Source organism: Rhodococcus sp. AW25M09, from assembly GCF_000333955.1.
Lineage (GTDB): Bacteria > Actinomycetota > Actinomycetes > Mycobacteriales > Mycobacteriaceae > Rhodococcoides.
Map to the genome: position 1 here is coordinate 40,626 of NZ_CAPS01000018.1, position 24,125 is coordinate 64,750.

Below are 24,125 nucleotides of genomic sequence, written 5' to 3' on the forward strand. Positions count from 1 at the left end.
CCGGAATGCGCCCACTTCGCACCACCGCTCTTGCCTGTGCCCTCCTGCTGGTGCCGCTCGCCGCGTGCAGCAGCAGTGACACCACCGGTACCGACTCCACTGCCGAGAACAGCTGCGTGCTCGGCAGCAGCGGCGGTACCCCGGTAGCAGCGACGTCGGGCGCGGGCTCGGGCGACATCTCCACCAATCCGGAAGTGGCAACCGGGTATCGATCGGACATGACCCCGGTCGAGACGCCCTCGTACTCGGTCTCGACGGCCAATCCGGTGTCGACCGAAGCAGCCTGTGAGGTATTGCGTGACGGCGGCACCGCCGCCGATGCCCTCATCGTCGCGCAGACCGTGCTCGGCCTCGTCGAACCGCAGTCGTCAGGAATCGGCGGCGGCGCCTTCCTGATGTACTACGACGCCGCCACCGGCGACGTACAGAGCTACGACGGCCGCGAGAAGGCCCCGATGAGCGCAACCGGCGACTACCTGAGATATATCGATGACGTCGACCGTACTGTGCCGCAACCAGATGCACGGTCCAGCGGCCGCTCGATCGGCGTCCCCGGAGTGCTGCGGATGCTCGAGCAGGCCCACGACGATCACGGCACCAAGGCGTGGGACGAGCTCTTCCGACCCGCTATCGGTCTCGCCGACAACGGAATCGAGATCAGCCCGCGGATGGCGTCGTCCATCGCCGACTCGGCCCCCAAGCTCGCCCTCGACCCCGCCTCCAAGGACTACTTCTTGCAGCCGGACGGCACCGGCAAGCCGGCCGGGACGGTCCTGAACAACCCGGCGATGTCGAAGACGTTGTCCACCATCGCAACCGACGGTGCCGACGCGTTCTACACCGGTGACATCGCGCAGGCGATCGTCGACGCCACCGCTGACACCACCGCCGGGCGAACCGCCGGGCAGATCACGCTCGACGACCTCGCCGCGTACGAGCCCAAGACCCGAACCGCCGTGTGCACGCAGTACCGCGACCACGACATCTGCGGTATGCCGGGTCCGTCGTCGGGTGGTATCGCAGTGGCGTCGGCGATGGGGATCCTGTCGAACTTCGATCTCGCGCAATACGCACCGACGGGGATGGACGCCAACGGCGGAACCCCGACGGCCGAGGGTGTACACCTGATCTCCGAGGCCGAGCGCCTCGCCTACGCCGATCGCGACAAGTACGTGGCCGACCCGGACTTCGTGCCACTGCCCGGCGGCTCACCCGATGCCCTGCTCGATCCCGAATATCTCGGCGAGCGAGCAGGACTGATCGACGAGAGCAAGTCCATGGGGACCGCGCAGCCCGGCGACTTCGGCCCGGTGCAGTTCGCATCCTCCACCGATCCCGAGCACGGCACCAGCCACATCTCCGTCGTCGACAGCGAGGGCAACGCGGCCTCGATGACGACGACCGTCGAGTCGGCCTTCGGCTCGTTCCATATGGTCGACGGCTTCCTGCTCAACAATCAGCTCACCGACTTCTCGGCCTCCCCGGTGGCCGATGACGGGATGCCGGTGGCCAATCGCGTCGAGCCGGGCAAGCGTCCGCGCAGCTCGATGGCACCGACCTTGGTCTTCGACCGCGACGACGACGGTGCACGCGGAGATCTGGTGCTCGTCACCGGTTCACCCGGCGGCTCGGTCATCATTCAGTTCGTCATCAAAACGTTGGTAGGACTGCTCGATTGGGGGATGGACCCGCAGCAGGCAGTGTCGATGGTCGATTTCGGTGCAGCCAACACCCCGTCCACCAACTACGGCGGTGAGCATCCGAACGTGTCGGGCGAGAACGATCCCGTGGTGGCGGCGCTTCGGGAGATGGGACAACAGGTTTCGGTCAAAGACCAGTCCAGCGGCCTGAGTGCACTGCAACGCACCGACGGCGGCTGGATCGGGGGAGCGGACCCACGCCGCGAGGGTGAAGTACTGGGCGGATGAGCGGTCAGCTCACGAATCGATAGCCCATTCCGGTTTCGGTGATCAGGTGCATCGGGGCGGCGGGGTCCCGTTCGAGCTTCTGCCGCAATTGGCCGAGATAGATTCGCAGATAATGTGTTTCGCGCTCATGTCCGGGACCCCAGACGGTGCGCAGTATTTCCTTCTGCGACACCAGCTTGCCCTCGTTGCGAACGAGCAGTTCGAGTACTCCCCATTCGGTGCGGGTCAGGTGCACGTTCTCACCCTGCCGAACAACGGTTTTGGCGGCGAGGTCGACGGTGAAGTCCGCGGTCTCGACGATGGGATCGGCCACGGTCTGCGGGCCGCGTCGTAGGGCAGCACGCAGTCGCGCCAACAGCTCGTCCATTCCGAAGGGCTTGGTGACGAAGTCGTCGGCACCGGCGTCGAGGGCTTCGACGGTATCGGCCGAATCGGTTCGTGCCGAGAGCACGAGGATCGGCACCTCGGTCCAACCGCGCAGACCGGCGATCACGTCGATGCCATCGATGTCGGGGAGGCCGAGATCGAGAATCACGATGTCCGGGTGGAAGTTCGCAGCCACCCGCAGTGCCTCACCGCCGCTCGCCGCGCTGACGACCTCGAACCCGCGCACGTTGAGATTGATCCGCAGCGCTCGGACGATCTGCGGCTCGTCGTCGACGACGAGCACCCGCACCTTCACCTGCTCGCCGCCTTCAACTCGACCGTCATCGTCAGCCCTCCGCCCACGGTGTTCGATGCCGTGACGGTACCGCCCATCGCCCGCACGAAGCCCCGCACCACCGACAACCCCAGCCCGACGCCGACAGAATTGTCGCGATCACCCAGGCGTTGGAACGCGTCGAACATGGTCTCTTCGGCTCCCTCACCGATGCCGGGTCCGTGGTCGGCGACGGCGATAGTCGCGCGCTCGCCGTGCACCGCGGCGGTGACGGTGATGTCGCCGGTAGGGGCGTAGCGGGCACTGTTGTCCACCAGGTTCGCCAGCACGCGTTCGAGCAGACCCGGGTCGGCCAGTACTTCGACATCACCCACCTCGACCCGCACCCGGTCGTCGGCTCCGATCAGCGCGCCGGCCAGCACGTCGTCGACGAAGACGGGCCGCAGACTGGGCTGCACCACTCCGGCTTGCAGCCGCGAGGAGTCGAGCAGGTTGCTCACCAGAGCAGTCAGCTGATCGGCCGATTCGTCGATGGTCGCCAGCAGCTCCTCGGTGTCCTCGGCCGAGAACTGAACATCGGTGCTGCGCAGCGACGAGGACGCGGCCTTGACCGCCGACAGTGGCGTCCGCAGGTCGTGACTGACGGCCGAGAGCAATGCTCGACGCAACGCGTCTGCCTCGGCGAGAGCATTGGCTCGACTGGCTTCCTCGGCGAGCCGCGCCTGACGAACCATGCCCGCGGCCTGATTGGCCACTGCCGCGAGCACCCGCCGATCGTGTGCGCGAGTACGTTCACCGACTAGTAACAGTGTGAAGTCACCGGCGTCGACCTCGGTATCGGCCCCGGTGCGATCGACCGGAGCCTGCTCGCCTGCACTTCCGACGATCGATTGGGACTCGTTGTCCCACAGAGCTACACCGCCCTGCCGATAGGTCTCGCGGGCGCGGTTCAGTAGCGCGGTCAGGTCGGCTCCACGCAGAACCGATCCGGCGAACAGCGTCAACAGTTCGGCTTCCTGGGTCGCTCGACGAGCCTGACGCGTCCGCCGGGCGGCGGCGTCCACGAGCGCGGCGACAGCCACGGCCACCAGCAACAGCACGACCGCAACAACGAAGTTCTCCGGCTCGGCGATGGTCAGGCTGTACCGGGGTGTGGTGAAGAAGTAGTTCAGCAGAAATCCGGCAATCAACGCCGAGAATGCAGCCGGGGCAACGCCTCCCAACAGTGCGACGCAGAGCACCACCATGAAGAACAGTGCGCTCTCGCCGCTGGAGTCGAACTTCGGCCCCACTGTGCTCAGTACGGCAGCAGCCAGACACGGCACCAGAACGGCGGCGATCCACGCGAGGATTCGACGGCGTCCCGAATCCACCTGCAGGCCCCATCGCCGGGCCTGTTCGGCGTGAGTGACCATGTGTACGTCGATCTTCCCCGAGTTCTGCACCACCGCCGCGCCGATGCCCTCGTCCAGAATGCGGGCCGCGCGCGACCGTCTCGAGGTTCCGATCACCAGCTGTGTCGCATTCACCCCCCGCGCGAAGTCGAGCAGCGTCGACGGCACATCGTCACCGACGACGCTGTGCAGACTCGCGCCGAGACCGGCGGCGAGCTTTCGCACCGAGCCCATCTGCGGTGCCGAGACTCCCATCAGCCCGTCGCCACGGACGATGTGCAGCACCATCAGCTCCGCGCTGGACTTCGAGGCGATCCGGCTCGCGCGGCGTAGCAGAGTCTCCGATTCCGGACCACCCGTCACAGCCACCACCACGCGCTCGCGGGCCTCCCACGTCTCGGTGATGCGATTGTCCTTGCGGTACTTCACCAGTGCCGCGTCCACCTGATCGGCGATCCACAGCAGCGCGAGTTCCCGTAGAGCCGTCAGGTTGCCGCCGCGAAAGTAGTTGCTCAGCGCGGCGTCGACCTTCTCGGCGGCGTAGACGTTGCCGTGCCGCAGCCTGCTGCGCAACGCCTCGGGAGTGATGTCGACCAGTTCGACCTCGTCGGCCGCTCGAACCACGCTGTCCGGCACAGTCTCTCGTTGAGGTACACCGGTGATCTGGTGCACCACGTCGTTGAGTGATTCGAGATGTTGAACGTTGAGCGTGGAGATGACGTCGATGCCGGCGTCCAGCAGTACTTCGACATCCTGCCATCGCTTGCCGTGCACGCTGCCGGGGGTGTTGGTGTGCGCCAGCTCGTCGACGAGCACCACCTGCGGTCGTCGGGTCAGGACGGCATCGAGATCGAGTTCCTGAGCAGAGGACCCCCGGTACTCGACGGTCACCATCGGCAGCACTTCGATACCGTCGAGTGCCTCGATCGTCCGCGCGCGGCCATGGGTCTCGACCACCGCGGCCACGACGTCGCAGCCCCTGCCGCGCAGTCTGTGGGCCTCACCGAGCATCGCGAAGGTCTTACCGACGCCGGGTGCCGCGCCGAGGTAGATCCGCAGCTCACCCCTGTCCGCCACAGCCTGTCTCCTCACCCGGCCGGTATGTGTCCCGCAGTGCCAGGTTCAACTCCGGGACGTTCACCGCTTCGGCACCGAGTACACCGTACTGCGGTCCGTGGGTGTGCTCGGCGACCAGAGCCTCGACATCGCTCAGGGACACCCCGTTGACCTGCGCCACTCGCGCAGCCTGGATCGCCGCGTAGGCCGGGCTGATATCGGGATCGACCCCTGAACCCGAACCGGTCACCGCATCGGCAGGTACCGCCGTCGGGTCGACGTTCTCGCGTGCGGCGATGGCGGCACGGCGCTGCTCGACGGCGGAGGCCAACACCTCACTCGCGGGCCCGAGATTGCTCGGCACCGCCGCTGCTGGATCTGCACCGGCGCGGGTATGGAAGAACGGATCCGGTTCTCCCGGAGCCACCTGCGGATCGACGCCGATCAACGCGCTTCCCACGACGCATCCCTGCGCGTCGCGCAGCGGCGAACCCTCGGCGGAGTCGGAACCGATGCGACTGATGCCCCAGACCGCGGCCGGATACCCGATGCCGAGGATGACCGTCAGTGCCAGTAGCACCGCGAGACCTGCCAGTACCTGGCGGAGAAATCCCTGTACGAAACGCATGATCAGCCAATCCCTGGGATGAGTCGAACGAGAAGGTCGATGAGCCAGATTCCGACGAACGGACTGATGACGCCGCCGACGCCGTAGACCAGCAGATTCCGTCGCAGCAGCGCTGCCGCCGATGCCGGGGTGTATCGAACACCTTTGAGCGCCAGAGGAATCAAGGCCACGATGACCAGCGCATTGAAGATCACCGCGGACAGGATCGCAGATTCCGGAGTAGCGAGGTGCATGATGTTGAGCCCACCGAGCTGGGGATAGACGGTGGAGAACATCGCCGGCAGAATCGCGAAGTACTTTGCCAGATCGTTGGCCAACGAGAAGGTCGTCAATGCTCCGCGGGTGATCAGCAACTGCTTGCCGATCTCGACGATCTCGATCAGTTTGGTGGGATCGGAGTCGAGGTCGACCATGTTGCCGGCCTCCTTGGCGGCCGAGGTGCCGGTGTTCATCGCGACACCGACGTCGGCCTGGGCCAGAGCGGGGGCATCGTTGGTGCCGTCGCCGGTCATCGCAACCAACCGCCCGCCCTCCTGCTCCTGCCGGATGAGCGTGAGCTTGTCCTCCGGTGTCGCCTCGGCCAGGTAATCGTCGACGCCGGCCTCGGCCGCGATGGCCTTGGCCGTCAGCGGATTGTCGCCGGTCACCATGACCGTCCGAATTCCCATGGCCCGAAGCTGAGCAAACCGCTCCGCGATACCCGGCTTGACCACATCGGAGAGCTCCACTACACCGAGAGCTCGGGCAGCAGAACCGGTTTCGTGCACCGCCACCACCAGAGGGGTACCGCCTTTCTGAGCGATATGATGCACCGCATCGTCGAGATCGCCGGTGCCGCCGCCGGCACGAATCCACTCGTACACCGAATCCGCTGCGCCCTTGCGAATCTCGATACCCGGTAGGTCGAGTCCACTCATCCGCGTCTGCGCCGTGAACGCGACGAACTCGCCGCGCGAGTCGGACTCGCCCGTCACGGTGTCGAAGTCGTGTTCGACCAGTTCGACGATGCTGCGGCCTTCGGGAGTGCCGTCGGCGAGCGAGGACAGCCTGGCAGCACGAGCGAGCTCGACGGCATCGACGCCCGTAGCCGGGTGCAGTCCGGTTGCGCGGCGATTACCGAACGTGATGGTTCCGGTCTTGTCCATCAGCAACGTGTCGATATCGCCTGCGGCCTCCACGGCGCGTCCGGACATCGCGAGCACGTTGCGTTGCACCAGCCGGTCCATGCCGGCGATACCGATCGCCGAGAGCAGTGCACCGATGGTGGTGGGAATCAAGCACACCAGCAGCGCGATCAACTGGATCGGATCCTGCTGCCGACCTGAATAGTTCGACATCGGTCCGATAGCCACAACCGCGAAGAGAAACACGATCGTCAGTGACGCCAGAAGAATATTGAGTGCGATCTCGTTCGGCGTCTTCTGCCGAGCTGCACCCTCGACGAGCGCGATCATCCGGTCGACGAACGTTTCACCCTGCGCTGCAGTGATCTTCACGACGATCTCGTCGGAGAGCACGATGGTGCCGCCGGTGACCGCGGATCGGTCGCCGCCCGACTCTCGCACTACCGGAGCCGACTCACCGGTGATCGCCGACTCGTCGACGCTGGCGATGCCCTCGATGACGTCACCGTCACCGGGAATCACCTCGCCCGCCGAGACGACGACCTCGTCACCGACCTTCAGATCGGCACCGGCCACAGCCTCGATTGTCACACCCGTCCGCCGTCGAGCAACGCTGTCCTGCTTGACCTTTCGCAGGCTTGCCGCCTGCGCCTTGCCGCGGCCCTCGGCGACGGATTCGGCGAGGTTGGCGAACAGCACCGTGAACCAGAGCCACCCGGTGACGAACCACGCGAATACCGACGGCTGTGCAACAGAGAGCACGGTGGTGACGATGGAGCCGAGAAATACGACGAACATGACCGGGTTGCGGGCGAGGTGTCGTGGATCGAGTTTGCGGAACGCGCCGGGTACGGCCGTGGACAGTGACAGGTTCATTGCATGGCCTCTGCTATGGGTCCGAGAGCAAGTGCGGGGAAGAAGGTGAGGGCCGCGACCAGGATGGAGGTGCCGATCAGCAACACGGCGAACAGCGGTCCGTCGGTCGGAAGGGTGCCGGCGTTGGGCGCACTGCGCTTGGTCGTCGCCAGCGATCCGGCCAGGGCCAGCACCAGGACGATCGGTAGGAATCGGCCGAGCAGCATCGCGACACCGAGGGAGATCTGGAACCAGTCACTGGTCGCCGTCAGCCCGCCGAACGCGCTGCCGTTGTTGTTCGACGCGGATGCGTAGGCGTAGAGCACCTCGGTGAAACCGTGGATTCCGGGATTGCCCTGGTAGTTCGTCGTGGATTCGAGCGCCACGGTGACGGACGTACCGACCAGGACGAGAATCGGCATCACCAGTACCGACAGCGCGGCCATCGTGATCGCACGTCGCCCGAGCTTCTTGCCGAGGAATTCCGGAGTTCGGCCGACGAGTAGCCCTCCGACGAACACGGCGATGATGGCCAGCACCAGCAATCCGTACAGGCCGGTACCGACGCCGCCGGGCGCGATCTCGCCGAACAACATGTTCAGCAACACCGTTCCGCCGCCGAGTGCAGACATACTGTCGTGCGCGGAATTTACTGCGCCGGTCGATGTTCCGGTCGTCGAGACGGCGAACAACGCCGATGCCGGGATGCCGAAACGGACTTCCTTGCCTTCCATCATCGCGCCTGCGGCCGTAGCCGCCACTCCGCGAGTACCGGACTCGGCGAACAGCGTCACCGTCAACAGCGTGGCCCACAACGTCGCCATGACGGCAAGCAGCGTCAGACCCTGCTTACGACTGCCGACCATCGTCCCGAACGTCCGAGTCAGCGCCACCGGGATGAGCAGTAGCGAGATGATCTCGACGATATTGGACAGTGGTGTCGGATTCTCGAACGGATGCGCAGAGTTCGCCGCAAGAATGCCGCCGCCGTTGGTACCGATCTCTTTGATCGCCTCCTGAGAGGCAACGGGCGCAAGAGCATTGGTGACGGCCTGACCGTCGAGACCGGTGGAGGCGAAGCCGCTGGAGAAGGACATGATGACGCCCTGAGTCAGCAGGATCACGGCCACCAGCAGCGACAGCGGCAGCAGGATACGCAGTGTTCCACGCACCAGATCGACCCAGAAGTTGCCGAGCTCGCCGCCGGCCGAAACGCGCACAAATCCTCGGATGACCGCAATCGCCACCGCCATACCGACTGCAGCGGAGAGGAAGTTCTGCACGGCCAAGCCCAGCGGCTGCGTCAGGTTGGACATCGTCGTCTCGGGTACGTACGACTGCCAGTTGGTGTTCGTCACGAACGAGGCCGCGGTGTTGAATGCCATCGCGGGACTTACACCCGACAGTCCACCGTTCAGCGGGAGTACGCCCTGAATGCGCTGCAGCAGAAACAGAAGTACGACGCCGGCGAACGAGAATCCGAGCAGACTGGTGGCGTAGCCGACCCACGTCTGCTCGGATTCGGGATCGACCCTGGCGATCCGATAGAGAATGCGTTCCACACTCGAGTCACGAGTGCGGGTGAAAACGCGAGCCATGTAGTCGCCGAGCGGTACGTATGCCGCCGCCAGAACGACGACCACCACGCCGATCTGAAGACCGGCCAGCAGAGCAGGAGTCATGGCGGCGTCAGAACCTCTCCGGATCGAGGAGAGCGACGAACAGGTACACCGCGACACACGCGGCCACCGCGAGACAGAGCAATTCGGTCATCGCTCGATACTGGAGCCCACCAACGGGCCGAGCCGCGTTCCTTACGCTTTCTTACGCCGTCGACCAGCAGCTATGACGGAATCTTTACGCTACTGCTCCTCGATGTCGTCGACGCGTACGTCGACGGCGTCACGATCGAGGCTGATTGCCAGCAGATCGGACACGACATCGATCGCGATCATTGCCAGTTCGTCGCCGGCAGCTTGCAGGTCGTCGCCGTAGACGCCGATCACCGCAAGGGACAGGCCGATGCAGGCGTGACCGTCGAGGTCGAGGTCGATCTCGGTGGGTTGAGCGCCGCGGACGCCGGCAAGGGCGCGACGAAGGGTCGTCTTGACGATGTGATCGCTGATCCGCAGTGTGTCCGCCGGGCCGGCCCCGGAGCCGCCGGGAAACGCGCTGTCGATGGGCCACGTACGCCTGGTGGTGTTGCGTACTTTGGTGAGGATGGACGAGCTGATGTCCACCCAATTCGGTTCCTGCGGTGCGTCCCGAAGTTCGGCGGCAGCACGTGCGAGGACCGAATCCGGCTCTACCGGGTTCGCCATGTCGCCAACCTTTCACTCAATGTTGCTCGTGCCCTGGTCAACTGACCACGTACCGCTCCGGCGGACAACATCATGATCGCGCCGATCTCGGGGTGGGTCATGCCCTCGACCTCGCGGAGCAGCCAGCAGGCCCGCTGACGGTAGGGCAGCTCGGCGAGTGCAGTGCCCAGTTCGGTCATGAAGCTGTCGGCTTCGACATCCGCCTCCGGGTCGCTGCCCGCGCCGGTGCTCTTTCGCTCGAACACCCAATCTTCTGCGGGGGGAACGCTACGCCTGCGCCGATGGTCGATCACTTTGTGCGAGACCAGCGAGAAAAGCCAGGTTCTCAGCGCCGAATCTCCACGGAAGTTGTCGAGCCCCTTCCACGCTGCCACGAAGGCGTCCTGCACCACTTCCTCGGCGGCACCCTGATCGGACAACATGTTGCGCGCATATCGAAACATCTCCGGGCCGTACCGCCGGACGATCTCCTCGAACGCGTCGGTCTCGCCGAGCGCCGCAGCGCCGACGAGAACGCGGTCCGACGCGTCAACCCACTGCATCGAGCCCCCAGACGTAATCTTATGACGTAGGTCACTTTGTTCGGACGTGCGTTTCGTAGATCGAGGTACGACCAACTCCTGACACACACTCTGCACCAATACTCAACGACGAGAGGTATCCATGAGCTCCACGACGGATAACAAGGCAACCGTAACCACATCAGGCGAGGGAAAGACCGACGTCACGAGCAAGTCGGATTCCGTTCTCCTCAGCCCTCAGGGCCGCACCACCATTGCCGATACCGTCGTCTCCAAGATCGCCGGCATCGCCACCCGTGAGGTCCAGGGAGTGCACGCCGTCGGCGGCGGAGCCAGCCGCGCGATCGGCGCCCTCCGTGAGCGCATTCCCGGCGCCCGCGTCAACCAGTCGCAGGGCGTCTCCGTGGAGGTCGGCGAGCGTCAGGCAGCGGTGGACCTCGACATCGTCGCCGACTACGGCGTCTCCATCGGAGACCTCGCCGCCGGCATCCGTCGCAACGTCATCAACGCCGTCGAGCGCATGACCGGCCTCGAGGTCACCGAGGTCAACATCGTCGTTCACGACATCTTCCTGGACGACGGATCGGACGACGAGGAGACCTCCACCACCGAGCCCGCCACCACCCGAGTGCAGTGACGGACCCGAACACGACGGACCGTGACCAGTCCGAGGACATCGCCGACGCCGTGGTGGCGATCGACGGTGTCGTCGGGCTGCACGGCGGCATGTTCGGTGAGGCTGCTACCTATCTGCCCGGCCGCCGAATCGCCGGCATCCGCATCGGTGAGGACGGAACCGAGGTGCACGTGACACTGGAGTTCGGCGTCTCGGTTCGCGAGACCGCCGACGCCGTGCGTCGCACCGTGGCCGCGATGATCGACGGGCCCATACACGTCACCGTCGAGGACATTGTGCGAGTCTGACCAGGTGGATCATCACTCAGCGCACGACCGAGCCGCCGCGTACAAGGCGGCTCGGCGCGCGGTTGCACGAGAACACCATCCCGACATCGGCGGCGATCCGACTCGATACATGGCCGAGCTCGCCGCAGTCGACCGGAGGTTCTCCGTTCTCCCCTCGGCTCCGATCAACGCGGCCAGCGCACCGACCGTGTTCCGCGCCTCTTCGATGCCGTCCACCCTGCGCAGTCTGCCCAAGCAGATCGCTCGCATCCGCAAGCGAGTCACCCGGCGCAACTACTTCGAAATCTGACTACTCCGACATCTGATTACTCTGACTGGAGATCAAGACAATGACCACCGCAACCATCGGTTTGTTCGTGGGACTTCTGCTGGCCATCGCCGCAGCTGCCGGCGGTTTCACCGGCTTCCTCATCGCCATCGTTCTCGGCGGTCTCGGATTCTTCGTCGGTCGCTACCTCGACGGCGAGCTGGACCTGAACTCGATCATGCGTGGTCGCGGTCGTGACTGAGACAGCAACCGAGGCCGACACCCCGAACGACCCTGGACAGCGCGGCTCGCTGGAGATCAAGCACAAGGCCGTCGAGCGTCTTGCCGTTCTCGCCGCTCGCAGCACCGATTCGGTCACCGCCCGCCATCCAGGACTGCGTGTCCTCGGGGGGCGTGACCTACCCAAAGCCGAGGTGACGGTCAACGGCTCTCGCGTCCGCGCACAGGTCGTCGTGGCCGTCACCTGGCCGTCACCGCTTGCACAGGTTGCCGCCAACGTCCGCGCTGCAGTGGCGCGAGATCTATCCGAACTGGGCCTCTACACCGTCGACCGGGTCGACGTCACCGTCGAATGCGTGTCTGCCGAAGCCCCCGTCGAAGAAGGGAGAGTGAGATGAACGAGAAGGCGAGCAAGAAGCCCGTAGCCAGCCCCACCGCCGCCATCCCTGCCGTTCTGTTCGCACTCGTCCTCATCGGTGCCGGTGCGGTACTCGGGCGAGAAGCGCTGCTGAGGCTCGGTGCACTCGACGGACCGGACTGGGTCGGACCTGCCGCGACTCATCTGGACGGACTCACCGCGCAACAGTGGATGTTGCCGGCGGGCATCGCGGCGGTCGTCGTCGGATTCATCCTGGTGTTCGTCGCTATCCGCCCACGCCGACGCACCCACCGCGCCCTCAGCGAGCAGGACATCTGGCTCCGCAAGGGTGACGTGGCCGCCGTTGCGCGCGCCTCCGCCCTCGACAGCGTCGGAGTCGATTCCGCGACGGCAAAGGCCGGCAACAAGAAGGTCACCGTTGCCGTGTCGACCGTCGTCGGCACCGATACGTCGGCCCTGAAATCCTCACTCGTCACCTCCGTGGACGACGCCCTCCGCCCACTCGCGTCGGCACCGAAAGTCCGCACCCGAGTGCGAACGACAGGACCAGCCTCATGAAACGCGCCACCGCTTCGGTCGACCGAACCAGTACAGCGGTCGTCGGACTCGCACTGATCGCCCTCGGCGGCGGAGCAATCGCGTGGGAGCGCGGCAAGTTCCCCGGCCGTGAACGCATCGACGCCGCCTTCGTCGACACCGCCCTCGACGCCGGTTGGTGGCCCTGGGCTCTGGCCGCGGCCGCGATCGTCCTCGTTCTCCTCGGACTGCGGTGGCTCCTCGCGCACCTGCCTCGGCGCTCGATCGGCATCGTGGCATTCGCGTCCACCGCAGATGCCACCGTCGACGGCAGGCTCAGTGTCGATCTGACAACCGCCGCGCGAAGCGCCGCGAAGTCCCTGGCTGCCCACGACGGTGTCGTCTCGGCAACCGGTCGCTCGGTGTCGGACCGTGGTCAACGGGTCGTCGAGATCACCGCGACCCTCGACCCTGCAGTGACATCGCTCGACACAATCTCCACCGCGGCAGCGCAGACACGCGACGACATCGTGACATCGTTGGATGGAACCCCGGCCGCGGTGCGAATCCTGTTGCAATGCGGTACGTCTCGGAAGCAATCCGCTCGTGTGAGCTGACTGGCGGCCGCACGCTCAGGAGAACTCGATCTCCCCGATCAGTCCGTGGTGATCGGATCCCGGTAGATCGATTCTCTCCAGGGACCGAGCGTGGCCGCTGTTGGTGAGGATGTGGTCTATCCCGACGACAGCGGGTGTGCCTTTGCCGGTGGGATAGGTCGGTATCAGGCCCTCTCCCAATTGTGCTGCGGCGTCGGAGTATCCGGCGTCCAGCAGGTTGCGGAACTTCTTGTGCGAATACGTCGTGTTGAAGTCTCCGCTGACGATCACCGGACCGTCGTCTGATACTGCAGCCACATCGTCTCGGAGCCTGTCCAATTCAGCGGTCCAGATGTCGGCGGGCGTGATGTAGGCGGGTCCGGGGTGCACGGCCAGCAACGAAATCGGCTCGAAATCAGGGACCTGGATACGGGTCGCAAGATTCACCGGACCGTATCCACCCAGTTCGCGGCTGTCGGAGATCGGTAGGCGGCTGTAGATCCCGGCACCGCCGCCCCCGCCCGCGTCAGGCCGAAGATAGCTGTAGGGGAACAGCCCTTCCATCCCGGCGTCACGCAGTCCCACCACCGCCGCATCGGTCAATTCCTGAATCGTGACCACGTCGACGGAGTTCTCGCGGGCCTGACCGACCACCACCTCCGGATCTGCCAGTCCCACCATCAGATTTGCCTGCATCACGCGCAACCGCACACCACCGGAACTCGGGGCGGCATCCGCGACGTAGAGCGGTGCGTAGGACAGCGCGCCTGCCGCCAGCACGACGGCCGAGACTCCAGCCAGAATCCAGCGCCTGCCGATCAACGCCACGATCGCGCCGAGCACGACAGCGACGAACAGCAACGGAGCGAACGACGCCAGTGCGATCAGCACATTGACCTCGGTGTCGGTGTAGAAGACCCCCAGCGCCACAAGCCCGGTGAGAATTCCGAGAATGGCGATCGCGCCGGTGAGTATCCGTACCCAGGTTCGCTGCATAGGTCTTCAGGGTAGCTACACCCGCACGCCGATGGTCAGTGCCCGGATCGTCGTCCAGGTCATCGACACCAGGCCGCGGAGTGCAGCAAACGAGAAAGCAGTGGACCACACCGTTCGCGTCGAGGGTTCGGGCACCGCTACGCCGGCGAAGCGATCTGCCAACCAGTCCAGCGTCAGCGGCGCACAGAGCGGATGCAACGACAGGTGTTCACTCAACCGATCTCGGAGATAGGTCACGTGCGCGCCGGCGTCGTTGTACCGATCGACCTGTCCGTCGACGTCGTCTATGGCAATGATTTGATCGTGCACCGACTGGACGACCAACAGCGGCACCGTCGGGGCCGTGCGACCGGGCTGGATGTCCTGGAAAATCTGCACGATCTCGGGTAGAGCCAGCAGATCGGCCAGCGGAACGTCGATGTAGTCGTCCAGATCGTGCCGCGCCAACCGGATGACAGCTCGAACGGTCGTCATCGACTCTGCGGAATCGAAAATGCGCATTCCGTCCTCGTTGACGTACTGGCGAACGATCCGGTCCAGTTCGGGATAAGTACGCCGCAGACCGGCCACCACCAGCAGAGGCAGCGCTGCGTGCAGCGTCGCGTTCAGCCGGGTGAACGCCGAACCCGGATCTCCGACGGGCGAGCCGAGCGCGGCACCGACCAATTCGATCTCCGGCGCGTACTCCGGAGCCATCTCCGCTGCCCAGGACGTCGCGAGCCCGCCGCCCGAGTAGCCCCACAGAGCGACGGGCGTGCTCTCGTGCAACGCCAGTGGCTCGAACGACAACACCGCGCGAATGGCGTCGAGCGTGCAGAACCCGGGCTCCTTCGGCGCACCCCAGTGTCCCTCGGGTCCCTCGTGATCGGGGATCGAGATGGTCCACCCGCGCCGAAGGGCGTGCAGAACCAGTAGGAACTCGAACTGCGGAACCGCGCCGAACGCCCGCGAGCCACGGCGAAGCGCGTAGGACGGAAAACAGGAGGACGCGACACCGTCTATCGCACACTGATAGGAGAGCAGTACCGGCTCGGCGTTCTGCGGCCGCAGCACAGTCGTGACGCTGGCCTGCGCAAGCCCATCGAGATCCACGGTGCGGTACAGAAGCTGCCACGCATCGACTCGCTGCCGAACGCGACCGAGCATCGCGACCTCGACCGGCCTTACCTTGAGAATCGTCCCCGGCCGAGCCGCGTCGTACCCTTCGGGTGCGGAATAGAACGGGTCGTCTTCGGGCCTGGTCGCGTCGTTCCGGCTCGATACATATTCCACCGGCCAGGGCTGTTCTTCCCCCAGTGATCTGTCGACGCTCATATCTCCACCGCTTCTTGTCCGAGCCTTTTCGTCACACTAACTTGCCCTGACCGCCCCCATTTCACGCAGCCTGCCGCCAGTTGGTGATCAAGACATCGGTCGCGTAGCTCAGGTCGAGACCTTCTCCGCCCCAGTTCGGGATGATGGCGTCGGGCTCGATGTCGTTGCATTTTCGCCGAAGATCCTCTGCATCACCGGATACCGCGGGTGCATGCAGAATCTCGGTACCCGAAGGGTGACGAAACACGAAGCGTTGGCCGCCAAGGGCTTCGATGAAGAAGTACCCGTCGTGCAGCGCTCGATGATGTTCACCGCACAGCAGGATCAGGTTGTCGAGTGACGTTTCGCCACCACGGGAGTAGTACGTGACGTGATGCGAATGCAGAAAGCGCGTGCGGCCGCATCCGGGCGCAGCGCAACACCGATCTCTGATGATCAGCTGCCGCATTTGAGTTCGGCTCGGGTTCCTGGACTTGGCACTCCATCGCACAGTCCTACCGAGACGGCCGTGACCGACCGTCCGCATCACTGCGGAACACGGCACCTGAGCCAGTGTCTCGTCGTCCAGCCCCGGTCCGTCGTCGAAGTGGGCGTGATCGCGGCCCGCCTCTTCACTGTCACCGATGTGCACCAGTACCTCAGCGGCAGGTGAAACCACCGGAGAAGCCACGGCATCGCACACCATCTCTGCCATCGCGATCAGTGCCGGCACCGGATTTGTGGGAGCCGGAGCCGCGCGGTCGCCCTCCGCTTCGTCCTCGGTGCGAGTGCGCTCGTACTCCGCCCTGGTCAGCGCGGCCAGGAATCGTTTGCCGTCCTCGGGTCGGAATCGTGCACTGACCACGAGGGAACCGTCGTCTTCATCCCAGCGCCATCGCCCCACGCACGGATCGGCGTCCACACCGTTTCGCCTACTCGGTCGCATCGCCTTCTTCAGTCCACGGCACAGGCGCTCGATATGTGCCGCGGGTGCGTCGAGTGCCTTCTGCAGCAATGACGCCTCGTTCTCGGCCGTAGCCACCCGAGTCATCGCCCGCACCTTGGAGTACGAGACCGTGCCGCTCAGGTAGGCCGAGGTGATCAGCGGCAACTCCCGCATCGCTTTGGCCACCCGCACCTGCTCACGGGCCGTGTGCAGATCGACTCCCGCGCGCCAGGACAGCCAGTGCGCACAGGACCGCACCTCCCAGCCTGCCCACCCGCGTCGCACGTCGAACTCGCCCACCAGGATCAGATACTGCGCTGACGCGGCAGCGATCTGACCGGCCAGAGCACAGATCTCGGTTTCGATATCTCGCGTCTCGGTCCTGTCGATCATGAACGCCCCCCGGCTCATCGAATGTGTGTTCGACAAATGTACGACGGGCCACCGACAAGAACTCCGAAGCGGAGGCGATCCGTCCCCGCGGGGACGTGATCGGACCACATTTCCTCACCGATGGGCCGATACTGACACCAGACGCCGTTCTCGAGCGATGGGTAGTGCAGCCGTGAACAGACACCGATCAGTGGAGCCACCGACCGGCGACACACATCCAGTACTGGGTGGGTAGCGAATGCCTCACATGGCCGACGACCCCAATACTCTCGTGCGCTTTCGTAGTCCACTGCGCAGCACGTGGTTGACGTCGTTGTTCGGCGCTGTACTGCTGGTTGCGTTGCCGATCGTCATCATTACGGGCCTGCTCTCGTACATTGCGTACGGACCACAGTTCGGTCAGGCCAGGCCGGGGGCCGTCGGGTGGCTGCGATTGCCGTTCTTCGACTGGCCGACCGACCCCGCCTGGCTCTACCAGCTCACTCAGGGCCTGCACGTGGGGTTGGGGCTGATCATCGTGCCGCTCGTCATCGCAAAACTGTGGTCGGTGATGCCCAAGCTCGCCGAACTACCACCCGTCCGATCGCCGGCGCACGCACTCGAACGCCTGTCCCTGCTCGCGCTTGTCGGCGGACTGCTGTTCGAGATCGTCACCGGCGTCCTCAACATTCAGTACGACTACGTCTTCGGTTTCGACTTCTACGCCGCCCACTACTTCGGGGCCTGGGTGTTCATCGCGGGATTCCTCGTACACCTCGGCCTCAAGGTTCCGCTGATGTGGCGAACTTTGCGGTCGGAGTCGTTGATGGACGTGCTACGCACACGCAACGAGGCTGCGAACGACACACCGCCGGCAACCATGAGCCGGCGTGGTGCCATCGGATTGGTGGCCGCCGGAATGGGTTTCGTCGCCGTACTGACGCTCGGCCAGACGCTCGGTGGAGTTCTGCGCAAGGCAGCAATTCTGCTTCCACGAGGGCGCTCCTACGGCGACGGCCCCAACGACTTCCAGGTCAACCGAACGGCCGAGGCCGCGGGAATCACCGAGGCGCAAACCGGTGCCGACTGGCAGCTGACGATCAGCAGCGCAGCCGACGACGCCGTTCCGGTGGTGCTGTCCCGAGGCAGGCTGATGTCGATGCCGCAGCGTACTGCGGAACTTCCGATCGCCTGCGTCGAAGGATGGTCGACGACTCAGACCTGGACCGGCGTGCCGCTGGCCGAACTCGCCGCCCTTGCCGGCGTGCCCGCGCCGCGCTCGGCCGAGGTGACCTCGCTCGAACAGAACGGTGCGTTCACGCGCGCGGTACTGCAGGGGAATCAAGCGGCCCATCCGGACTCGCTGCTGGCGTTGACGGTCAACGGGGTCGACCTCTCGCTCGATCACGGGTATCCAGCGCGGGTGATCGTGCCGGCGCTGCCGGGCGTACACAACACCAAATGGGTTGCGAGCATCGTCTTCCGTTCCTGACCTAGCCGTGCCCGTCTCGCCCCAGGCTGGGGCTCCGTAGCCGTCACGAAATGCTTGCTGTTCGGCCTCGGGTCTCCCCGCCATCACGTGAATTCCCCAGTCAGCAGCAGGATCTCCCCAGAACGCGCGATCGTGGTCGAGAACTCCGACGATCCGCAGTGATGCTTCGTCGAGGATCAGGTTGGGGATGAACAGGTCGCCGTGCAGCATGCGCGGTTCGGCCACCCGGTCCAGAAGATCACTCGCGTGCCTGCGCGTCGTCAGTCACGTTAGCCAGAGTACCGATATGGTCGCGCTATCGCCGCTGAGCTGCTTCCAACTGCGATCGCAACGTGGACTCGGTATGCCGGATGGCCTGCCCGACGACGGGTTCGACGACGGCCCCGAGGAGCTTGCCCGCGATACCACCGGGCAGGCTGTAGCGGAAGATGACGTCGAGGCGGGTCTGCCCCTCGTCGAGGTCGACGAAAGACCAGGTGGAGGAGTTGGACAGGCCCTCGACCGATTCGAGCGTCAGCCGCTCGTCGGGGACCCATTCGGTCACGTGCACGACGGAGGTAAGCGCCTTCGGGCCGATCTGCATGGTCGCGTCGTACGTGGCACCGAGACCGGACGTGATCTCGCCTCTCGGCTCGAACCGGGTGATTCCGAACATCCACTGCGGCACGTTCCGGTAGTCGTCGAGATAGGCGAAAGCTGCCTCACGACTGGTCGACGCGATCGCCGAACGATTGATCTCACGCATATCGCCGACTGTAGTACACGCTACGGCGTGTTACACACACTTTGCCCGACGGACTACCGCCGAACGTAGCCCAGCTGCTTATCGACGACGTTGACCAGTGACGATCCGGCCAGATATCGGTGCAGGTTGCCCTCGAACAGCTGCCACAGGCGCTCGGCGAAGTCGTCGGCGTCGCCTGCCAGATGTGCGGTCAAGATGACGTTCTCCATGTCCCACAGCGGGCTCGTGTCCGGCAACGGCTCGACCTCGAAGACATCGAGCACGGCCCAACCGATCGCCCCGGACGCCAATGCCGCACACAGCGCTTTCTCGTCGACGACGGGACCGCGTGAGATATTGACCAGGCCCGCATAGGAACGCATGGCCTCGAGCACTTCGGCATCGACGAGTCCTCGAGTGCTGTCGGTCAACGGCGCAGCCAGCACGACGACGTCGTATTCTCCTGCATACGAGGATAATTGGCCTACATCCAGAATTCGATCGAACTCGGCATCGCCTGGGCGCTCGGACGTTGCCGAGGCATCGACGCGCATACCGAGTGCTCCGAGTACCCGACCGATCTCACGTCCGATGGAGCCTGGTCCGACGACAAGCGCGCGGCGGCCCTGAATTCCGCTGGTCCCTCGATGCTCCCAGACACGATCGCGCTGTCGACGGATTGCCTGGGGCAGCTTCTTGACCGACGCCAGAACTCCAGCGGCGACGTATTCGGCTATCGCACGGTCGAGGATGCCACCGGAGTTGGTCAGCAGCCACGGGCCCTCGCGTAGAGCGGGATCCAACAGCCGATCGACTCCTGCGCTCGATGCGTGAATCCATCGAAGGTTCGTGGCATTCGGCCACACGGCCTGCAGATCGACGGTCTCGAACGTCCGAAACAGCAGCACCTCCGCCCACGAGACCGCATCGGCGAGTTCAGCGATCACGCAGCCCCTGAAGTGAGCTCCTTCGATCGAGGGAAAGGACATTCGATCCGAATCACTCTCGACCACAAGCACGTTCACCATGGGGGCTATCCTCGCCTCTTCGCCGATACCATGTCGAAACAATACTCGATCTGTTCGAGAAGCCGACCGATCGGTAGTGTCTGCTCCATGGGCGAGAATCGGGATCGGATGCTTCGGGGCGAGCTCTACCGGGACAGCGATCCAGACCTGGTCGCGTCTCGGGTGTCGTGCGGAAAGCTGCTCGACCGGTTCAATGCCACCGCGGCAGACCAGAACGCAGAGCGCAGAGCGATACTCGGGCAGTTGCTCGGATCCATCGGAGCTGATTCGTGGATCATGCCGCGATTCCAATGCGATTACGGCACATACATTTCCATCGGTTCGAACACTTTCCTCAACTACGACGCGATCCTGCTGGACTGCGCACCCATCACCATCGGGGACGACGTTTCGATCGGCCCACGCACACAACTACTGACGGCTCTGCATCCCATGGAAGATCACGAGGCCCGCCGAACTCGCTGGGAGAGTGCGCTTCCTATCACCATCGGTGACAACGTCTGGCTGGGCGGCGGCGTCATCGTCTGCCCGGGGGTCACCATCGGCGAGAACTCGGTGATCGGCGCGGGGAGCGTCGTCACTCGCGACGTACCGTCGCACACCTTCGCCGCCGGTAACCCGTGTCGGGCAATTCGCGCCCTACCGTGAGATCACTGCATTCAAAATCCTGTCGGAGTCACGAACCAGCGTGCCGACGGCCATGCGCGCCCCCCACCACATCCCGAACCAGCCGACCGCTACGGCGACGGGAATGGACAAATAGGCGAAGGCTCCGGGAAGGAGCAGCGCGAGTAGCAGACCGGGCACGACCGACAGTCCCAGGACAACCATTCCGAGCATGAGTAGTCCGAATGCATTGCCGGTGAACGATCCCCGTGTGTTCAACGAGAATGCCTTGGTCGGTTCGGGCACCGAGTACGCGCCACGCACGGAGGTCACAGCGGTCAGCCCGGCACTCACTCCGAGCATCGAAATCGTCACCGCGATGGGGATCTGCAGTCGGTCGAGCCCGACATCGCCGAACACTCGAACCACCAGGGTCGACAGAATCGCGAAAGGTGCCGCGACCAGCAGCCAGGCGATCTGCCGACCACGGACATCGTCGGGAAGGGCTTGCGGAATCATCACCAGGTGCCACATCGAACTACCGTCGAGACCGTACGAATTCGACCCCGCGCCCATCGCCATGAAGATCACGATCCACGCGCCCCAGGCGGCGCTGAACGGAATCGAGTCCGACACCAACGGACCGATTCCCCCGAGCACCGCGAAAATCAGCACCGACAAGAGCTGACTTCGACGACGCATGTCCCCGCGCCACAGAGACAACTCGCGCGTCACCACCGCGCCGACTCGCGTTGTCCGCCAACCTGTCGCTCCGTCGCGACCGCCGGCGATCGTCTGCTTTCGCGATGCTCCCGAGGAGGTGGAGACCCGTCCTTCGAAAAGCCGCAGTACCAGTCGCTGCCACGCCCAGACCAATGCGCCGTCCAGCAGCAACAATCCCAGTACTGCGCCGATCGCCAGCGGCCAGTTGCCGTCCAGCGCAGCATCCACGCCGGTGATTCCCCAACTGAACGGAATCGAATGTGCCAGCGTCAGAGGCCAAGTCACGTCACCGGACAGCACCCGGCCGAAATTCTGGGTGATGGGAAACTGCAGGAAGTACAGACCACCGAAGACCGCACTGAACACCAGAAGCGCGAGCTCGCGACTGCGCCTGCTCTTGAGGAGCTGCGACATCGCCAGCGTCACCACCCTGGACAACGTCACGAAGAACACCAACGTTGCTGGCCAGGCCACCAACGCGAGCGGAAGTGCCGTCACGGAACGAGACAGCGCATAGATCGGGATACACGCGGACGCGATGGTGGTCAGCGGGACCACGATGCCGAACGCCGACGAGGTCAACAACGCACGTGCAAGCCGACTGGGGTCGACGGAGAGCAATTGAAAGTGACGGGGCTGAATATTGTCGTCGGAGATGCCCGACAGCACCGGGAACAGCACCCAACTCAGCCCAGCCAGGGTCAGCCCGAGGCTCGCGGTACCACCGACCAGTACCTGTGAGGCATCACTACGCGCCGCCAGCACGCACGCCAGTACAGCGAAGACCAGCCCCAGCAATCCGAAAACAGTCTTGACCACCGCACGTCCACCTGTGAATTGCCTGCGGTAGAGCGTGATTCGCATCTGCAGGACGGTGCGCTCGACGGATGTCACGAGCGCATCCAAGACAGGCCGTCCGGGTTCTGTTCTCGGGTACCGACCAGACGAACGAAGGCGTCGTCGAGGGTTCCGCCGGCACGGACCTCGTCGACCGTTCCCGACGCAACGACTCGGCCGCCGGTGATGACACCGACGTGAGTGCACAGTTGCTCGACGAGCGCCATGACGTGGCTCGACAGAATCACCGACCCGCCGGACCGGACGAATTGAACGAGAATGGTGCGAATAGTGGTGGAGGAGATGGGATCGACGGCCTCGAAAGGCTCGTCCAACACCAGTAGCCGGGGCCCGTGCAGCAGTGCTGAGGCAAGTCCGATCTTCTTGGTCATTCCCGCGGAGTAGTCGGCGATGACGGTTCCTCCGGCGTCGGTCAGATCCAATGCATCCAGCAGTTCGTCTCGACGCTGCGCGATGACGTCCTCCGGCATCGCGCGCAATCGTCCGAAGTAGGTCAGCAGCTCGTGACCGGTGAATTGCGACGGCAACGTCAGCCCGTCGGGGAGCACCCCGAGCAGCTCTTTCGCTGCGATCGGGTCGGCCCAGACATCCCTTCCGAACACCAGACTTCGCCCGTATTGAGGTCTGAGTAGTCCCACTGCCATGGACAGCGACGTCGTCTTACCTGCACCGTTAGGACCCACCAAGCCGAACATCGAGCCGGGTGGAACCGTCAACGACAGATCGTCGACGGCAGGTTTGGGGCCGAAGGCCATACACAGGTGCTCGAGCATCAGGGCAGCAGAGTTCGTTTGCACGGGTAACAGACTAACCGGTATGGGCGGATTCGTCATGCGGTATGTATCGGCGATCCCGGTACCATCTGGGCATGAATCGCACTGCAGTGGTCACCGGAGCTTCGTCAGGCATTGGACAGGCCGTTGCGACGGCACTGGTCGCCCACGGCTACCGGGTCATCGGCACCTCCCGCAATCCGGATTCGATGACCGACGCTCAACGGGTAGCGGGCGTCGACTATCGAGCACTCGATCTGACCGACACCGCGTCGATCAGCGCATTCGTCGCCGAACTCGGCGACGTCGACGTCTTGGTCAACAACGCGGGCGAGAGCCAGTCGGGACCGTTCGAGGAACTGCCCACCGACGCCATCGAGCGACTCTTCCAGCTCAACGTCTTCGGCGCAGTCACACTGTCGCAGAACGTTATTCCCGGCATGCGCGAGCGTAGGTACGGCCGCATCGTGATGGTCGGCTCGATGCTCGCCAGCTTTCCCCTCGCCTATCGCTCGTCCTACGCCTCGACGAAAGCAGCCATCAAGGGTTTCTCCGACGCAGCTCGTCTGGAACTCTCGCCCTACGGCGTGTGGATGACCACCGTCGAACCGGGATCGATCAACACCGGAATCAGCGAGCGGCGAACCAAGTACATTGCACCGCATTCGATCCATCGGGACGACTTCCACACCATGATCTCGTCACTGGACCGCAAAGAGGGAACCGGCATTTCCGCTGAGGACGTCGCCGAGGTTGTCCTGAAAGCCATCGAGGCCGACCAGCCGAAACCCTTGTACGCCAGGGGAAGCAACGCGCCGCTCGTGTTCCTCGCTCGCCGGTTGATGCCGGCCGCGTTCATGGAGAAGATCGTCGCGAAAATGTTCGGACTGAAAAGATAGTTTGAACCGCTGACCTGCGGGAATA

General features: G+C 64.5%; 26 protein-coding genes and 1 pseudogene. 11 read left to right on the forward strand and 16 right to left on the reverse strand.

What is annotated here, in order from left to right:
• Positions 1–5 precede the first annotated feature (5 nt).
• Positions 6–1,928, forward strand: a complete 1,923-nt coding sequence (gene ggt / locus RHODMAR_RS03295) for a gamma-glutamyltransferase (protein WP_086000230.1) — start codon at positions 6–8, stop codon at positions 1,926–1,928.
• 4 nt (positions 1,929–1,932) lie between these two features.
• Here the strand turns inward: ggt and RHODMAR_RS03300 are convergent, their stop codons facing one another.
• The 8 genes from RHODMAR_RS03300 to RHODMAR_RS03330 all read right to left on the reverse strand — a co-directional run bounded on the left by RHODMAR_RS03300 (position 1,933) and on the right by RHODMAR_RS03330 (position 10,509).
• On the reverse strand, positions 1,933–2,610 hold the full coding sequence (locus tag RHODMAR_RS03300; protein ID WP_008711264.1) for a response regulator: 678 nt from the start codon (positions 2,608–2,610) through the stop codon (positions 1,933–1,935).
• Entirely contained in the window at positions 2,607–5,060 is a 2,454-nt protein-coding gene (locus tag RHODMAR_RS03305; protein ID WP_008711265.1) for a sensor histidine kinase, read from the reverse strand. Before RHODMAR_RS03305 ends, RHODMAR_RS03300 begins: the two co-directional genes overlap by 4 nt.
• Positions 5,044–5,667 (reverse strand): potassium-transporting ATPase subunit C, encoded by a 624-nt coding sequence (locus tag RHODMAR_RS03310; RefSeq protein ID WP_008711268.1) that lies wholly within the window; start codon positions 5,665–5,667, stop codon positions 5,044–5,046. The genes RHODMAR_RS03305 and RHODMAR_RS03310 overlap by 17 nt, the downstream gene beginning before the upstream one ends.
• 2 nt (positions 5,668–5,669) lie before the next feature.
• On the reverse strand, positions 5,670–7,667 hold the full coding sequence (gene kdpB, locus RHODMAR_RS03315; protein WP_008711270.1) for a potassium-transporting ATPase subunit KdpB: 1,998 nt from the start codon (positions 7,665–7,667) through the stop codon (positions 5,670–5,672).
• Positions 7,664–9,328 carry a potassium-transporting ATPase subunit KdpA gene (kdpA, locus tag RHODMAR_RS03320; RefSeq protein WP_008711272.1) on the reverse strand — a complete coding sequence of 555 codons (1,665 nt, stop codon included), beginning with the start codon at positions 9,326–9,328 and terminating at the stop codon, positions 7,664–7,666. The genes kdpB and kdpA overlap by 4 nt, the downstream gene beginning before the upstream one ends.
• Positions 9,329–9,335: 7 nt before the next feature.
• Complete coding sequence (locus tag RHODMAR_RS29540; RefSeq protein WP_081605885.1) at positions 9,336–9,419, reverse strand: potassium-transporting ATPase subunit F; 84 nt, start codon at positions 9,417–9,419, stop codon at positions 9,336–9,338.
• Between the two features lie 89 nt (positions 9,420–9,508).
• A complete protein-coding gene (locus tag RHODMAR_RS03325) occupies positions 9,509–9,967 on the reverse strand; it encodes a hypothetical protein (protein ID WP_008711273.1) in 459 nt (152 codons plus the stop codon).
• On the reverse strand, positions 9,952–10,509 hold the full coding sequence (locus RHODMAR_RS03330) for an RNA polymerase sigma factor (RefSeq protein WP_008711274.1): 558 nt from the start codon (positions 10,507–10,509) through the stop codon (positions 9,952–9,954). The genes RHODMAR_RS03325 and RHODMAR_RS03330 overlap by 16 nt, the downstream gene beginning before the upstream one ends.
• A gap of 121 nt (positions 10,510–10,630) precedes the next feature.
• Here RHODMAR_RS03330 and RHODMAR_RS03335 point away from each other — a divergent pair, with 121 nt between their 5' ends.
• The 7 genes from RHODMAR_RS03335 to RHODMAR_RS03365 are packed head-to-tail and all read left to right on the forward strand — an operon-like array spanning position 10,631 to position 13,411.
• Positions 10,631–11,125 carry an Asp23/Gls24 family envelope stress response protein gene (locus RHODMAR_RS03335; protein WP_008711275.1) on the forward strand — a complete coding sequence of 165 codons (495 nt, stop codon included), beginning with the start codon at positions 10,631–10,633 and terminating at the stop codon, positions 11,123–11,125.
• The gene (locus RHODMAR_RS03340) at positions 11,122–11,412 is read left to right on the forward strand and encodes an Asp23/Gls24 family envelope stress response protein (protein ID WP_008711276.1); all 291 of its coding nucleotides are present in this window, start codon (positions 11,122–11,124) and stop codon (positions 11,410–11,412) included. The genes RHODMAR_RS03335 and RHODMAR_RS03340 overlap by 4 nt, the downstream gene beginning before the upstream one ends.
• Before the next feature lie 4 nt (positions 11,413–11,416).
• On the forward strand, positions 11,417–11,701 hold the full coding sequence (locus RHODMAR_RS03345) for a hypothetical protein (RefSeq protein WP_042937799.1): 285 nt from the start codon (positions 11,417–11,419) through the stop codon (positions 11,699–11,701).
• Positions 11,702–11,741: 40 nt separating this feature from the next.
• Positions 11,742–11,921, forward strand: coding sequence for a hypothetical protein (locus RHODMAR_RS03350; protein WP_008711278.1), 180 nt, complete (start codon positions 11,742–11,744; stop codon positions 11,919–11,921).
• Positions 11,914–12,297, forward strand: a complete 384-nt coding sequence (locus RHODMAR_RS03355; RefSeq protein ID WP_157225969.1) for an Asp23/Gls24 family envelope stress response protein — start codon at positions 11,914–11,916, stop codon at positions 12,295–12,297. The genes RHODMAR_RS03350 and RHODMAR_RS03355 overlap by 8 nt, the downstream gene beginning before the upstream one ends.
• Positions 12,294–12,836, forward strand: a complete 543-nt coding sequence (locus RHODMAR_RS26840; protein WP_008711280.1) for a DUF6286 domain-containing protein — start codon at positions 12,294–12,296, stop codon at positions 12,834–12,836. The genes RHODMAR_RS03355 and RHODMAR_RS26840 overlap by 4 nt, the downstream gene beginning before the upstream one ends.
• Positions 12,833–13,411: a hypothetical protein gene (locus RHODMAR_RS03365; protein WP_008711281.1), complete on the forward strand. Its 579-nt coding sequence runs from the start codon at positions 12,833–12,835 to the stop codon at positions 13,409–13,411. Before RHODMAR_RS26840 ends, RHODMAR_RS03365 begins: the two co-directional genes overlap by 4 nt.
• A gap of 15 nt (positions 13,412–13,426) precedes the next feature.
• On the opposite strand, the gene RHODMAR_RS03370 is transcribed toward RHODMAR_RS03365, so the two are convergent.
• The 3 genes from RHODMAR_RS03370 to RHODMAR_RS03380 all read right to left on the reverse strand — a co-directional run bounded on the left by RHODMAR_RS03370 (position 13,427) and on the right by RHODMAR_RS03380 (position 17,018).
• Positions 13,427–14,386: an endonuclease/exonuclease/phosphatase family protein gene (locus RHODMAR_RS03370; protein ID WP_008711282.1), complete on the reverse strand. Its 960-nt coding sequence runs from the start codon at positions 14,384–14,386 to the stop codon at positions 13,427–13,429.
• Positions 14,387–14,401: 15 nt separating this feature from the next.
• Positions 14,402–15,700, reverse strand: a complete 1,299-nt coding sequence (locus tag RHODMAR_RS03375) for a lipase family protein (protein WP_008711283.1) — start codon at positions 15,698–15,700, stop codon at positions 14,402–14,404.
• 61 nt (positions 15,701–15,761) lie between these two features.
• A complete protein-coding gene (locus RHODMAR_RS03380; protein ID WP_008711284.1) occupies positions 15,762–17,018 on the reverse strand; it encodes an HNH endonuclease signature motif containing protein in 1,257 nt (418 codons plus the stop codon).
• Between the two features lie 238 nt (positions 17,019–17,256).
• Between RHODMAR_RS03380 and RHODMAR_RS03385 the strand changes: the two genes are divergently transcribed.
• Entirely contained in the window at positions 17,257–18,489 is a 1,233-nt protein-coding gene (locus RHODMAR_RS03385; RefSeq protein WP_008711285.1) for a molybdopterin-dependent oxidoreductase, read from the forward strand.
• 42 nt (positions 18,490–18,531) lie between these two features.
• Here RHODMAR_RS03385 and RHODMAR_RS29545 read toward each other — a convergent pair.
• The 3 genes and pseudogenes from RHODMAR_RS29545 to RHODMAR_RS03395 form a co-directional block, all read right to left on the reverse strand.
• Positions 18,532–18,753: pseudogene (locus tag RHODMAR_RS29545) on the reverse strand (phosphotransferase); the annotation flags it as partial.
• 31 nt (positions 18,754–18,784) lie between these two features.
• The gene (locus tag RHODMAR_RS03390; protein ID WP_008711286.1) at positions 18,785–19,234 is read right to left on the reverse strand and encodes an SRPBCC family protein; all 450 of its coding nucleotides are present in this window, start codon (positions 19,232–19,234) and stop codon (positions 18,785–18,787) included.
• A gap of 53 nt (positions 19,235–19,287) precedes the next feature.
• Positions 19,288–20,160, reverse strand: coding sequence for a D-2-hydroxyacid dehydrogenase (locus RHODMAR_RS03395; RefSeq protein WP_232433564.1), 873 nt, complete (start codon positions 20,158–20,160; stop codon positions 19,288–19,290).
• A 168-nt stretch (positions 20,161–20,328) separates the two neighbouring features.
• On the opposite strand from RHODMAR_RS03395, the gene RHODMAR_RS03400 reads away from it, so the two are divergent.
• On the forward strand, positions 20,329–20,889 hold the full coding sequence (locus RHODMAR_RS03400; RefSeq protein ID WP_008711288.1) for a sugar O-acetyltransferase: 561 nt from the start codon (positions 20,329–20,331) through the stop codon (positions 20,887–20,889).
• Here RHODMAR_RS03400 and RHODMAR_RS03405 read toward each other — a convergent pair.
• Positions 20,881–22,464 (reverse strand): hypothetical protein, encoded by a 1,584-nt coding sequence (locus RHODMAR_RS03405; protein ID WP_008711289.1) that lies wholly within the window; start codon positions 22,462–22,464, stop codon positions 20,881–20,883. The two genes, RHODMAR_RS03400 and RHODMAR_RS03405, sit on opposite strands and share 9 nt — an antisense overlap.
• The gene (locus RHODMAR_RS03410) at positions 22,461–23,201 is read right to left on the reverse strand and encodes an ABC transporter ATP-binding protein (RefSeq protein ID WP_008711290.1); all 741 of its coding nucleotides are present in this window, start codon (positions 23,199–23,201) and stop codon (positions 22,461–22,463) included. Before RHODMAR_RS03410 ends, RHODMAR_RS03405 begins: the two co-directional genes overlap by 4 nt.
• Positions 23,202–23,296: 95 nt before the next feature.
• On the opposite strand from RHODMAR_RS03410, the gene RHODMAR_RS03415 reads away from it, so the two are divergent.
• A complete protein-coding gene (locus RHODMAR_RS03415; RefSeq protein ID WP_042937807.1) occupies positions 23,297–24,100 on the forward strand; it encodes an SDR family oxidoreductase in 804 nt (267 codons plus the stop codon).
• Positions 24,101–24,125 lie beyond the last annotated feature (25 nt).